The sequence below is a fragment of the Streptomyces sp. NPDC039430 genome, assembly GCF_055639435.1.
The window spans coordinates 16,235-29,003 of the sequence record NZ_JBVKAK010000004.1 but is presented as its reverse complement, the minus strand read 5'-3'; the positions used below and the strand labels follow the sequence as shown (position 1 = coordinate 29,003).

Here is a 12,769-nt window from a genome sequence, read left to right as displayed (position 1 = left end):
GCGCAATGGTGCTGCAATGGACGCATGGACCTCGACGAACTCCGCACCCTGCTGGCCCGCCATGCGCGACCCGACTGGACCACCGCCGTCGACGGCGTCCTCATCTCGAAGGTCGACCGCCCCGACCCGCCGGCACCCTCGATGTCCGGTACGGTCCTGGCGGTCATCGCCCAGGGCGCCAAACGCCTCGCCCTGGGGGAGAGGGTGTTCGAGTACGGACCCGGGCAGTATCTGGTCGCGTCCGTCGATCTGCCTGTCACGGGGCAGTTCATCCAGGCCGAACGCGGGCGGCCGGCGCTGGGGTTCGGCCTCGTCCTGGAACCGTCCGCCGTCGCCGAACTGCTGCTTGGGGCCGGGCACGGAGACACCCCTCGCATGAGTGGTGGCGCGCCCTCGGGGATCGCCGTCAGTGACGCTCCGGCCGCGCTGCTCGACGCGGTGGTCCGGCTGTTGCGCCTGCTCGACGAGCCCCGCGACCGGGCCGTACTGGCCCCGCTCGTCAAGCGCGAGATCCTGTGGCGTCTGATCACCGGGGAGCAGGGTGCGACGGTTCGCCAGTTCGGCCTGGCCGACAGCAGTCTCAGCCACATCTCGCGGGCCGTGCGCTGGATCCGCGAGCACTACGCGCAGCCCTTCCGGGTCGAGGACGTGGCGCGCCGGTCCGGCATGGGCGTCTCCGCCTTCTACCGCAACTTCCAAGCGGTGACCGCGATGAGCCCCATCCAGTTCCAGAAGCAGATCCGGCTGCAGGAAGCCCGGCTGCTGCTCACCACCCACCCCGGAGACGTCACCGGGGTCGGCCGGCGCGTCGGCTACGACAACCCCTCCCAGTTCAGCCGGGAATACCGCCGCCAGTTCGGCGCACCCCCCAGCCAGGACGCCGCCCGCCTGCGGAACACCGTACGCACCCCGGCGCACCTCCTGCCTTGAGCCGGGGGCGAGCCCGCACAGGAGGATCGTGCAAGGACCAGCGACGATAGCTCTACTGTCTCCCCACGTCACAGCGATTCAATGGGATCACCGGGTTCTCCCGCGGAGCAGGAGAACGCCTGTGCATCCGGACGGATCCCATCACATCGCAAGGGGCACATCATGGAGACGGTTCTGATCACTGGTACTTCATCCGGGTACGGGCGGGAGACCGCCCGCCACTTCCACTCGCAGGGCTGGAACGTCATCGCCACGATGCGGACGCCGCGTCCTGACGTCCTTCCTGAGTCGGACCGGCTCCGCGTCGTCGAACTCGACGTGACCAGTCCCGAGAGCATCACCGCCGTGTTCGAGGCAGCGGGCCCCGTCGATGTCCTGGTCAACAACGCGGGCGTGCCCTCGATCAGCGTGTTCGAGGGCACCCCCATGGCCCGAGTGCGGGAGGTTTTCGAGACCAACACGTTCGGTGTGATGGCGATGACGCAGGCGGTGCTGCCCCAGTTCCGCGAGCGAGGCTCAGGCGTGGTGGTCAACGTGACCTCCAGCGTTGTGCTGGGGCACATGCCACTCTCGGCCGTCTACAAGGCGAGCAAGATGGCCATCGAGGGGTTCACCGCGTCCCTCGCGCTCGAACTCGCGCCGTTCGGTGTGCAGGCGAAGACGGTCGAACCGGGCGCCTGCCTGACGACGAACTTCGCGGCCAGGGCAACGAACGGCGGGTCGCTGGACGCGCTCGTCCCGGCGCCCTACGCGGCGTTCGCGAAGAAGGCCATGGACGACTTCACGGGCCAGGACGTGTTCACCAAGGAGAGCGACGTCGCCGAGACGGTGTGGCGGGCTGTGCACGACACGACCGGGCAGCTGCGGTTCCCCGCCGGTCCCGACGCGGTCCGGCTCGCCCAGGCGAAGTGACCAGCCAGCAGGCATGATGACGCCGCACTGAAACGTCAGCGGGACGAAGGCCACGAAGGTGTGCGGTGGTAGCAGCGTTGTCCCCGCGAGTAGTTGACAAGACCTGTCGTCAAGACCTGCTGTCAAGACCCGCTGTCAAGGCGTGTTGTCAGGACCTGTGAGTGGGAGGTGCGCCGACCCAGTGGTGGTAGGCGTCCACGTCGACGTTGCTGCCGCACACGATGGTGACCACATGCCGGCCGGCGAAGCGTTCACGGTCTTCGAGGATCGCCGCGATGCCGAGCGCGGACGACGGCTCGACGACGAGGCCGGCATGGTGGAGGAGCATCCGCATACCAGCGATGATCGATGCCTCCTGAACCAGGACGGCGTCGTCAGCGACCAGCAGGAGATCGTCCAGGACGGCCGGGATGGGAAACCGGCCGGCGACGCCGTCGGCGATGGTGTCGGTCGAGCCGGTGGTGACGACACACCGCCTGTGCCACGAATGTGTCATTGCCGGTGCGCCCAGCGGCTGGACGCAGATCACCTCGACGTCGGGCGCCAAGGTCTTCAGCACATGACCCACGCCGGTCGCCAGTGCCCCGCCGCCGAGAGCGATCAGGACGGTGTCGAACGACGGCACGGCGTCCACCAGTTCCAGACCGATGGTCGCCGCACCCTCGCAGGTCTCGATGTCCAAGCTGTCTTCGAGCAGCCGGACGCCGTCGTACCGAGCGATGGCCGCTGCCCGCTGGCGGGCCATCTCGTGGTCGCCGTCCACCAGCTCCAGCCCGGCGCCCAGCGCGCGGATGCGGTCGAGCTTGGCCACCGTCGCGAAGCGGGATGCCACGACGGTCACGTCGAGCCCCCGGCCGCGGCCGGACCAGGCGAGGGCTTGGCCGAGATTGCCCGCGCTGGCGCACACCACGGCTCGCGAGCCGCGGTCGGCGAGCCGGCTCGCGACGATCTCGGTGCCGCGGGCCTTGAAGCTGCGGACCGGATTCGCCGTTTCGAGCTTGATGCTCACGGTGCACCCGAGGCCGGGCTCCAGCGCCTCGCAGCGGTACAGCGGAGTGTCGAGGAAAGTCGGGTCGATCACCCGGCGAGCCGCCCGGATCCGAGCAGTGTCGAGACGCGTCTGCTGCACGACACGACAGCGTAGTGCCGCCGGCGCTGTTCCGACGAGTAATTCTCGATTACCGCAGGTCGGTTGAGGCTGGCAGACTGCGTACCTGGGGCGTTCGAGCTTGTCGTCAAGCTCCCGTGTCCTTGTCGTCAAGCCCTCGTGTCAGCGTGGGGATCAGCGTGGAGTGAGGACGCAGAACTCGTTGCCCTCCGGGTCGGCGAGGACCGTCCACGGTACGTCGCCCTGGCCGAGGTCGAGGTCGGTGGCGCCGAGAGCCCGCAGCCGGTCCGCCTCCGCCGCTTGATCGTCACCGGGGTACGGGCAGACGTCGAGATGGATGCGGTTCTTCACGGTCTTCGCGTCGGAGGTGCGGAGGAACTCCAGATACGGGCCGACACCCTTGGCGGACCGCAGCACCGCTTGATCGTCGGTCACTTCGTGAAGGGTCCAGTCCATCGCCTCGCCCCAGAACCGGGCCATGGCCCGCGGATCCGCGCAGTCGACCACCACCGCGGCCATCGGCCCGGTGTCCCGGTAGATCGATCGCGGTTCCAGCACGCAGAACTCGTTGCCCTCCGGGTCGGCCAGGACCGTCCACGGTACGTCGCCCTGCCCCACGTCGGCGGGTGTCGCGCCGAGAACCTGGAGGCGCGCGACCAGCTCCGACTGGTGGGCAGCGGAGGTGGTGGCAAGGTCGATGTGCACACGATTCTTTACCGTTTTGGGTTCCGGGACGCGAAGAACGTCGACGCAGACGGCGACGGGGTCGGGGTAGACAAGGCCCACGGGTTCGAGGTTCGTCACGCCGGGTTCCTCGCTGTCAACGCTCCAGCCGAGCACCTCCGCCCAGAACCGGCCGAGCGCGGAATCGTCCTGAGCGTTCATCGCAATTTGCACAAGCCGTGTTGCCATGCCGCCGACCCTATGCACACCGCCCCGCAACGACAAACGCATATACCGTCACTACGCGGAGCTCAACGCGCTCGTCAACCGCACTGCTCAGCTCGCCGGCTGAAGTACTCAGTCACTCACACTGGACGGACCGGCTCAACGCCCCTGTCGCATGGCTCCTCGCCACAATGGCTCCTTGCCACAACCGGCGGTTTGGACACTCGAAGCACAACGGCCACGCAGGAGCGATCACACAACCAATCCTGGGCGAGCCACAACGATTGGTTGGGCAGCCCTACGATGGACCAGTGGACACCGAGGCATTGCGATCGTTCGTCCGGGCAGCCGAGCTCGGACGGTTCCAACATGCGGCCGATGAGCTGGGCGTGACACAGCAGGCGGTCTCCAAGCGGATCGCCGCGCTGGAGCGCGCGCTGGAAGTGCGCCTGTTCACACGTACCGCGCGAGGGGTTGAGATGACGCTCGACGGTCAGGCGTTTCTTCCCCACGCACGGAGCATCGTCGCCGGTGTCGAGCGCGCCATCACTGCGGTCAGGCCCGGCTCCCGGGCCCTTCGCATCGACGTTCTCGGCTTGCGAAGTGCGCAGTCCGTTGTTCTGCACGATTACTGGCAGTCGCATCCCGAAACCGATCTCGATGTGGTGACCCTCAGAGTCAACGACCCACGGGTGGCGGTCGCCGCCGTCGAAGCGGGCGATATCGACGCCTCGTTCCGTACCGTCACCGACCCGGGCGCACTGCCGCCCGACGTGCACATGATCCACGCGTTCGACTCCCCGCTGGAGCTTCTCGTCGGTCCGGGACATCCGCTCGCCTCCGCACGAAGACTGACGCCAGCGCAGCTGCGTAAGCACCGGATCTGGGTGCCGGGTATCGCACCCGGAAGCGAATGGTCCGAGTTCTACGATCAGCTCGCCACCGACTTCGACCTGCGTATCGACGCGGCAGGCCCGCACTTCGGGGACGAAGTACTCCTGGACACCCTCGCGGACTCCGCGGACGTGGCCACCCTCGTCGGGGCACGCGACCGGTACATCTGGCCGACGAACCACGACCTGCGCCGCGTCCCCATCGTGAGTCCGACCCTCGCGTACCCGCTCTCGCTCATCCTCTCCAGGACGAATCCACATCCAGGGCTTTGTGGAATCATCACCCACCTGGGAAGCCTGCCAAGGCTCCCCGAGACGGTCTGGCGCCCGTCCTGGGCAACTGCGCCATGACACGGCGATAGCGACATCGTGCATGGTCGCAGGTCCCCGGCAGCTCCTCGTCCCAACACACGTGACTCGACCGGCTGCTGACAGCAGCCTCCGTCGGCGTCCGGCGGGTCTTATCCAGAATCGGTACACCAGAAGGGCTTGTGGCATGTCCAGCGACCGTCTCATGCGTATTCACAGCGAGGAGTTCCGGGCCATGGCCGAGAGGGTCCTGCGAGTCACCGGGCTCACCTCCCGCCTGAACACCCTGCCTTTCGAGGACGAAGCGGGTAAAGCCGACTTGTTCGAACAGATCCTCGGCAAACCACTGCCGCCGAGAGTCACGATCTATCCGCCCTTCTACACGGACCACGGCCTCCATCTCGACCTCGCCGAGCGTGTGTTCATCAACCAGAACTGCACGTTCCTGGACTATGCCGGCATCCGGCTCGGTGAGCGCGTGATGGTCGGCCCGAAGGTCACGTTCATCACCAGTGGCCACCCGGTCGATCCCGGGGAGCGGCGGCTGTACCTCACCGGCGCACCCATCGACGTGGCGGAGAACGTGTGGATCGGTGCCGGTGCCACGATCCTGCCCGGTGTCACTATCGGTCGTGATGCCGTGGTCGCCGCCGGCGCGGTGGTGGCCGACGACGTCCCGCCGGCAAGCCTGGTGACCGGCGCCAAAGCCGCTGTGTACCGACGGTGGTGACAACCTCTCCGGGGCCACCCGCGACATCCCAGAGGCACCATGGACGGAACAGATTGGCGGCAGCGAGGGCAGCGGCGATGCACGCCCGCCGGCGTGGGAGGAACTACGAACGCCTCTTGCCGCCTTTGGAATCGCGGCTCACCTGGGCCGCGATCATTCTGGCCGTGCGAGCCGCGGCCGACGGTCTCGACGGTCTGACGAACTGGGAGTCGATCGCGCTCACGACGGCACCGGCCCGGGGCGCCCTGCCCGTCTCGTGACGGATCCGTCTGCGGGACTGGTCGCGGATCTGCCCGACTACGCTGCCGGCGGCGGCCCGGCGGCCCGGCGGCCCGGCGGCCCGGCGTCCACGGTGATGCTGCCGGCCGTATCGGCTATCGCGATCTCTTCGGGGCGCCGTTTCCGCGCGTTCGCGCCGCGGTCGCCGTGACCGTGCGCCGAGCGGTACAACGTCCGCAGATGGAAGGGAATGTGAGTACGTTCCAAAGTGCCTGGGTGAACAATCGCCTCTCGCCGTTGAACATTCATTGACCAGGGCTTCGCGCAGGGACAGCCGGTCCCGATCATGGGGAGTCGTCACTCCGACTTCCCTACAGAAGGACTGCCGTGCCCCGTTGGAGATCCGCCCTGGCCACCCTGTCCGCCGCGTTCGTGGGCGCCACCACGCTGTTCCTCGCCCCGCCCGCACAGGCCGCCCCCCAGCGACGCCGACCTCGCCTACCGCTGGGCGCCCCTGCATTACCAGGACACCTCATCGAAGTACTACTCCGCCGACTACCTGGCGCCGGTGAACTACGACGGCGACTGGAACACCCTGAACAACTGGGAGAACCTCGACGCCAACACCTCACGGCTGACCGGCACCGCGTACTACTCGGTGGTCGAGACCGAGACGCACTGGTACATCACCTACGCCTTCTATCACCCCCGGGACTGGAAGGACTACCCGCTGAACCTGTTCTCGCACGAGAACGACATGGAGGGTCAGTTGGAGGTTGTCCGTAAGGACGGGAGCGAGTACGGCGCCCTTCAGGCGGTTGTGACGCTCGCACACGACAACTTCTACTCGTACACTCCGCCCGGCAGCCCCTTCACCGGCGGCCGCGAAAGCATCGACGGCACTGTGATCATGCAGGCCTACGACGGTGCGGCGCACCCGACGAGCTTCCAGGAAGCGCGCGGTCACGGTGCCTACGCTTGGAACGGTGCCGACTTCCCCGGCGGCGACGGAATCGTCTTCAAGCCGAGTCGCGGTGCGGGTTCGGTCCCGACCGGCGGCAACGACCGCGACGCACGGTACGGACTCACCGACCTCACCGCCTCCGACAGCCTCTGGGGCCGTCGCGACAACAGTGAGACGTACGCCAAGTGGGGCACGCTCCGCGGTGACAACGGCAAGGCCAACGCGGCGCACACTCCCTGGACCTGGGACGACATGAACGACGGCAGCGACCTCCAGGCAGGCGTGATCGCGACGGATCCCGCGTACCTGGTCTCCCGGTACTTCGGCAACACGGGCGATCTGAGCCTGACCTATCTGCGCAACCCTTACCGCGTCTGAAAGTTCTGCAAGCGGCCGTTCCGGGTGGCTTTGTGTGGTGGGGCTGTTGCGTGTTGTGGTTGTGTGTTGGGTTAGTGGTGTGGGGTGGTGGTGAGTTGGGTGTGGATGGTGTGGCCTCGGGTGGGGGTGAGGTCGAGGGAGGTGAGGATGGAGGGGAGGGTGATGTTGGGGAGGAGGTGGCGGAGGAGGGAGGGGACGCGGTGGTTGAGGTCGTGGTAGTCGGTGAGTGCTTGGGACATGGCTTGGATGCCGGCGAAGCTTCCTACGAGGACGTCTGAGCTTTCGGTGGGGTGGACGTGGGGGAGGAGTTCGCCTTGGGTTTGTGCTTTTTCGAGGAGTTCTTGCATGACGGTGGCCCAGTTGCGGAAGGGGCCGGTGCGGTCGAGGTCGTGTGCTTGTTGGTCGAGGGAGAGGCGGACGCCGGCGCGGACCATGGGGTCGGTCTGGAGGCGGTGGGCGTGGAGCATGATGACGTCGACGACTTCCTGGATTTTGCAGGGGCGGTGGGGGACGGTGAGGTGTTGGTCCTGTTCGCTGAGTACGCCTTGGGCGAGGTCTTCTTTGGACTGGAAGTGGAAGTAGAGGGCGCCTTTGGTGACGCCTGCGGTGGTGAGGATTTGGGTGATGGTGGCTGCCTGGTATCCGTGTTCTTCGAATACGCGGGCTGCTGCCCCCAGGATCGTCTGACGTGTACGGATCGCTCTGTCCTGTTTCGCCACTTTCGCCTCCTTCACCTGCGGGTCCGTTGTCTCCCGGTCCACAAAAAAACCGGCGAGTTCGTATCTTACAGAGGTCGGGGTCCGCGGGGGGACGGCCCTGCCCGCTCGGACCCGCCCGCCACGCCCGTGGTGTCTGCCGTGCCTGCCGTGCCCGTGGTGTCTGCCGCGCCCGCCGTGCCTGCCGTGCCTGCCGTGCCTGCCGTGCCCGGGGTGTCTGTGCTGTCTGTCGTGCGGGCCGTGCCCGGGGTGCCTGTGATGCGCGCCGAGCTCGCCGCGCCTGCGGTGTCTGCCGCGCTTGCGGTGTCTGCGGTGGGCGGGGGGCGGCCCTGCCGCCCGGACCCGGCCGCCCGTACCCGCCCGCCGTGCCCGGGGTGTCTGTCGTGCGCGCCGTGTCTGTGGTGTCTGTGGTGTTTGGTCCTGCTGGTCTGTTTGCGGCGGCAGTTCCTGAATCCTGGTGCTTGCGGTGCGCGTCAGGACCTTGGTGTCTTGGCGTGTTGGTGTTCTGGTTGTGGGTGGGTGTTGTGTTTCTGTGTCGGTGAATTGCTGTTGTGGTTGTTGGGGGTTGTGGTGTGCTGGGCGTTCAGTGTTCGGCGTGTTTGTGTTGGGTGGCTGTGTGCGGCCGCTGGGGTGAGAGTCCCGTGATCCGTCTTTCCGGTTGGTTTTCCTGGGTGTGCTGATCGCGAAGTATCGGGTTTCGTGTCGTGTCGTGTCGGGTTGGGTCGTGTTGGGTGGGGTGGGGTGGGGTTGGTTGTGGAGTTCTGGTGGATGGAACTTTTTCGCTGGTCCTGTTTCTTCTTTTTCTCTGGGGTTTGTTTTCGGGGCGGTTGGTGTGTGTTGAGTTCACTGTTCGGGTGGTTTTTGTGTTGTTGGGTCTGTTTTTGGGTGAGGGGGTGGGTGTTCTGGATCTGGGTTCGTCGCCGGGGGTGGTGTGGGTTCTGGCGGAGGTGGTTTTGGTCTGGGTGTTTTTCGCTGATGCTGTGGGGTTGTCTTTTCGGGCTGTGTGGCCGGAGTTTGGTTTGTATGTGTGGCTTTTGTTGTTCGGGTTGCGTTGTGTGTCGGTTTCGGTGTTCTGGTGGCGGTGGGGTTGTTGCCGGGGGTGTCGGGGTGGGCTGCGTTGTGTGTTGCTGTGGTGTTTGGTCCGACGGATGCTGTGCTTGGTGCTGCGGTGATGGCGGGTCCGGTTGTGCCCGCGAGGGTTCGCCGGCTGATCAGTGTCGAGGGTGGTCTGGGTGACGGGATTGCCGCTCGGTTTGTGGTGGTTGCCCTGGCCGGGGTGGCTGCGGCCGGGGGTATGTCGCAGGTGCGTGCTTCTGGTGGTGTTCTTGTGGAGCTTGCTGTTGGTCTGGGTTATGGCATGGTGCTGGGGCTGGTTGCCGGGTGGGGGTTGTGTTGTGCCCTGCGCAGGGGCTGGGCGGCCGGGGGATGTTGCAGGAGTGGGTGTTCTGGCGCTGGCTTTCCTCAGTTTCACCTTGGCTGTTGCGGTCGGCGGGAACGGTTTCGTCGCCGGTTTCGTCGCCGGTTTCGTCGCCGGTTTTGTCGCCGGTCTGGCTTTCGGTTCGGTGGAAGGTGCTGTACGGCGTGTGCTGTTGCTCGTGGAGCAGGCTGCCTCGGTGTTCTCCGTGCTGGTGTGGCTGCTGTTCGGTGCCGTGCTGGTGCCGGCTGTCTTTGGTCACCTCACCTGGCAGGCAGTGCTTTAGGCGGTACTGAGCCTGACGGTGCTGCGCATGGTGCCCGTGGCCCTCTGCCTGGTGGGAAGCGGACTGGACGGAAGGGCCGTGCTGTTCGTGGGCTGGTTCGGGCCGCGGGGGCCGGCGTCTGTCATTTTCGGCCTGCTGGCGGTCGAGGAGCTCGCGCCGCCGGCCTGGCGGCCGGTCCTTCCGGTGATCGCGTGCACCGTGCTGCTCGGTGTGGTCGCGCACGGTGTCACCTCCGCTCCTCTCGCCCGGCGCTGCGGAAAAGCGTCAGCGGCCCCCGGCACGCCCCCGGAAGGCCCGGCAGGTCCGGCGGGTCCGGCGGGTCTGGCGGGGGACGATCTGCCTGTTCGGGGGCTGGGTGCAGGCGTGATCGGTCGTCGGCGCGGGGGAGGGGAGGGGGGATGTGTGAGCGGCTGGCTTCGTTCGTCCTGGGTGACAGTTTTGCCGGTCGGTTTGAGCAGCGGTGAGTGTCCGGTCTCGTGCTGGTTGTTCATGAGGATTGGGCTGGGGTACGGATTTTGGGGACGTCACCGGGGTGTCATCCGGGTGTTTCGACGGTGGGAGGCGGTATCGGGTGGGGCCGTTGTCGTGCTCTTTCGCGATGTCCGGGCTTTCGCTTCTCGTGTGATCTTGTCGGGTTCGCGGCGGGTCTCAGGCGGGATTGCCGCTGCCGGGCCGGGGTGTGTGGGCTTTCGTGCTGCCTTGTGCGCGGGAGGGGGTCATCCGGATCGCCGTGTGGCCGGCCCCGGAGCCGGTGGGCGGGGTCGGCGGCGGTGGGGCGGGGTCGGCTGTTTCCCGGTGTCTCGTGCCGGGCGTTCCGGTCGGCTCCGGTGGTTCTCCCGCTGTGTGTGGTCGTCTGGTGCGGTGTTGTTGTCGCCCTTCACGTGTCCGGTGTTCTTGTCGAGGGGGTTTCGCAGGGTGCCGGCGTGGCCGGTGTGCCGTTGGGTACCGCCTGCTGACCGGTGCACTGTGAAGGGGGTTTGCGCATGGTGATGCTGCGGGCTCTGGGCCGGGGTGACGCGGCAGCCCGTACCCGGGTCTGCGGCGGGGCTTCCGTCCGGCACACCACCGGCGTGCCCCTCACTGTCGGCCGGGCCCGCGAGGAGATCCGCACCGCCCCCGCACGCGGGCGCCCCAGCTCCCCCGCGTGCGGGGGAGCTGGGGCATCTTCGGCGAAGCCGGCCTGATGAGACTGATCGTCCTGCGGCGGGGAACTCCGTCCGTGGGCATCATCAGCTGCGTCCTCAGGCAGGACAGCTGGGGCCGCGGCTGTGCCATCCACGCCGCCGGCCAGGGCGTCTCCGTCGTTTTCACCACCGCCGGCCCCGGCCGGCTGGAGGTCATGCGCCATCCCGGCAACCCGGTCTCCGGCCGCGTCCTGTCAGAGCCGGATTCACCCGCGCCGGCACGTCCGGCCGCCATGGCGAGGGCGGAGACGCCATCCCCTGCGAGCTGTATGCCGTGGAGCAGGACAGCACCTTCTGAAGAAAGCAGGCGGGACCCCCGTCCCCGGTCCCCGTCCCCGGTCCCCGTCCCCGGTCCCCGTCCCCGGTCCCCGTCCCCGGTCCTCTTGGTCCCCGGTCCTCTTGGTCCCCGGTCCCCGCCCCCGGCCCTCTCGGTCCCCGGTCCCCGGCCCCGGTCCTCTTGGTCTCCGGTCTCCGGTCCTGGGCTGCGGGCTGCCCGTTCCCGGTCCTGGGCTGCCGGCTGCCCCTGGCTTCTCGGCTCGGCCCCCCCCGGCTCGTTGGTTCCGGGCGTCCGGCCTTCCTCGGCCTCTGCCTCTTGGTCCCCTGGCCCCTGCCGAGGAGGCCGGGGCGGGGTGTCCTGGCGTGTGTGTGGTGGTGTGTCAGGTGGTGGTGTGTCAGGTGGTGGGGTGGGGTGTGGTGAGGGTGGTGGTGAAGACGGGGGTGTTGTTCTGGTGGCCGGTGATGTGGAGGGTGGTGTGGCCGGGGGTGGTGGGGGGGAGGGTGGTGGTGTGGATGGTGCAGGGGGTGTCGAGTTCGGCGTAGCGGTTGAAGTGGCTGGTGAGGGTGGTGGGGAGGAGGGTGGGGTTGCTGAGGGTGGCTGTGGCTGCTTGGCGGGCGGCTTCGAGGAGGACCATGCCGGGGATGTGGTCGACGGGGTGGTCGAAGAGTACGTGGTGGCGGGTGTCGGCTCTGAGCTGCCATTGGTGTGTGGTGCCTGTGGGGGAGAGGACGACGTCGGTGGGGGACATGCGGCCGACGCTCTGGGGTGAGACGGGGGCGGTGAGGGGGAGGCGGGTGGTGGTGTGGGGGGTGGCGCGGCCTGCGCGCAGTCGTTGGTATACGGCTGGTGTGGTGCAGGTGTATGAGGCGCTTCCGTGTGCGGCGGGCTGTCCGTCGCGGTGGATGACGGCTTCGTAGCGGAGTCCTGTGAGTGTGCTGCCGCGTCGTTTGATCTCGGTGCAGGTGACGTCGATGTCGAGTGCGGCGGGTGTGTCGCCGATGAGGATCCGGCCGGGTTCGACGGTGTACTGGAGGTCCCACATCAGGAAGTGGTGGCCGAAGGGGACCCCGAACTCGGCGTGTGCGAGGAGTGATCCTGTCTGGCGGATGGTCTCGGCCACGAGCATCGGGTCGTGGTGGGGGCCGATGGGGCTGAAGAAGCTGTGTCCGCGTGGCCACTGGGCCGTCACCTTGAAGTGGGTGTCGTCCTCGCGCTTCCAGTCGGTGAGCATGACCTCGGCGACGGCCGCCCGGTGGACGAATTCTTTGGGCACCGTGGTGGTGAGTGAGGGAAAGCGGAACAGTGGTGGTGCGGCCTGTGCGGGCTGTCTGTTCTGCGCGGGTGCCTCATGTGTGAGCGGGCGGGCGGGCCGGAAGGTTATCGCAGTCATCTTTCCCCCAAAATGACGGTGACGAGAAGTGGTGTGGTGTCTCGCGGACCACCAAAGATACATACCACCCGGTTTATTTTCCACTGTTTCTTCATGCGCCCAGGAAGGGAAACCGGCAGATCCGGTTCCGTTCGTGATGCCCCCTGTGACGCCTCCCGCTCACCGGCTGGC

12 protein-coding genes are annotated in these 12,769 nt (G+C 67.3%); 8 read left to right on the top strand and 4 right to left on the bottom strand.

Annotation, left to right across the window (positions count from 1 at the left end):
* Positions 1 to 24: 24 nt before the first annotated feature.
* Together ACZ7LS_RS11965 and ACZ7LS_RS11960 are read left to right on the top strand one after the other, a co-directional pair.
* On the top strand, positions 25 to 930 hold the full coding sequence (locus ACZ7LS_RS11965; protein ID WP_385129468.1) for an AraC family transcriptional regulator: 906 nt from the start codon (positions 25 to 27) through the stop codon (positions 928 to 930).
* A gap of 162 nt (positions 931 to 1,092) precedes the next feature.
* Positions 1,093 to 1,842 (top strand): SDR family oxidoreductase, encoded by a 750-nt coding sequence (locus tag ACZ7LS_RS11960; protein ID WP_385129466.1) that lies wholly within the window; start codon positions 1,093 to 1,095, stop codon positions 1,840 to 1,842.
* 148 nt (positions 1,843 to 1,990) lie between these two features.
* Here ACZ7LS_RS11960 and ACZ7LS_RS11955 read toward each other — a convergent pair whose 3' ends face one another.
* Positions 1,991 to 2,971, bottom strand: coding sequence for a threonine ammonia-lyase (locus tag ACZ7LS_RS11955; RefSeq protein WP_385129464.1), 981 nt, complete (start codon positions 2,969 to 2,971; stop codon positions 1,991 to 1,993).
* Positions 2,972 to 3,124: 153 nt separating this feature from the next.
* Positions 3,125 to 3,862, bottom strand: coding sequence for a VOC family protein (locus ACZ7LS_RS11950; protein ID WP_385129462.1), 738 nt, complete (start codon positions 3,860 to 3,862; stop codon positions 3,125 to 3,127).
* A gap of 287 nt (positions 3,863 to 4,149) precedes the next feature.
* On the opposite strand from ACZ7LS_RS11950, the gene ACZ7LS_RS11945 reads away from it, so the two are divergent.
* The 4 genes from ACZ7LS_RS11945 (at position 4,150) to ACZ7LS_RS11930 (ending at position 7,331) form a co-directional block, all read left to right on the top strand.
* Positions 4,150 to 5,082, top strand: a complete 933-nt coding sequence (locus ACZ7LS_RS11945; protein WP_382519400.1) for a LysR family transcriptional regulator — start codon at positions 4,150 to 4,152, stop codon at positions 5,080 to 5,082.
* Positions 5,083 to 5,227: 145 nt separating this feature from the next.
* A complete protein-coding gene (locus tag ACZ7LS_RS11940; RefSeq protein WP_385129459.1) occupies positions 5,228 to 5,770 on the top strand; it encodes a DapH/DapD/GlmU-related protein in 543 nt (180 codons plus the stop codon).
* Between the two features lie 116 nt (positions 5,771 to 5,886).
* Positions 5,887 to 6,030 (top strand): hypothetical protein, encoded by a 144-nt coding sequence (locus ACZ7LS_RS11935; protein ID WP_382519404.1) that lies wholly within the window; start codon positions 5,887 to 5,889, stop codon positions 6,028 to 6,030.
* 527 nt (positions 6,031 to 6,557) lie between these two features.
* Complete coding sequence (locus ACZ7LS_RS11930; protein WP_385129457.1) at positions 6,558 to 7,331, top strand: hypothetical protein; 774 nt, start codon at positions 6,558 to 6,560, stop codon at positions 7,329 to 7,331.
* Positions 7,332 to 7,402: 71 nt separating this feature from the next.
* Here the strand turns inward: ACZ7LS_RS11930 and ACZ7LS_RS11925 are convergent, their stop codons facing one another.
* Positions 7,403 to 8,050 carry a ScbR family autoregulator-binding transcription factor gene (locus ACZ7LS_RS11925; protein WP_382519462.1) on the bottom strand — a complete coding sequence of 216 codons (648 nt, stop codon included), beginning with the start codon at positions 8,048 to 8,050 and terminating at the stop codon, positions 7,403 to 7,405.
* Between the two features lie 761 nt (positions 8,051 to 8,811).
* Here ACZ7LS_RS11925 and ACZ7LS_RS11920 point away from each other — a divergent pair.
* Together ACZ7LS_RS11920 and ACZ7LS_RS11915 are read left to right on the top strand one after the other, a co-directional pair.
* A complete protein-coding gene (locus tag ACZ7LS_RS11920) occupies positions 8,812 to 9,219 on the top strand; it encodes a hypothetical protein (protein WP_385137020.1) in 408 nt (135 codons plus the stop codon).
* Between the two features lie 264 nt (positions 9,220 to 9,483).
* The gene (locus ACZ7LS_RS11915) at positions 9,484 to 9,747 is read left to right on the top strand and encodes a hypothetical protein (protein ID WP_385137021.1); all 264 of its coding nucleotides are present in this window, start codon (positions 9,484 to 9,486) and stop codon (positions 9,745 to 9,747) included.
* Between the two features lie 1,855 nt (positions 9,748 to 11,602).
* Here ACZ7LS_RS11915 and ACZ7LS_RS11910 read toward each other — a convergent pair.
* Positions 11,603 to 12,598 carry a ScbA/BarX family gamma-butyrolactone biosynthesis protein gene (locus ACZ7LS_RS11910; RefSeq protein ID WP_382676318.1) on the bottom strand — a complete coding sequence of 332 codons (996 nt, stop codon included), beginning with the start codon at positions 12,596 to 12,598 and terminating at the stop codon, positions 11,603 to 11,605.
* Between the last annotated feature and the right edge of the window lie 171 nt (positions 12,599 to 12,769).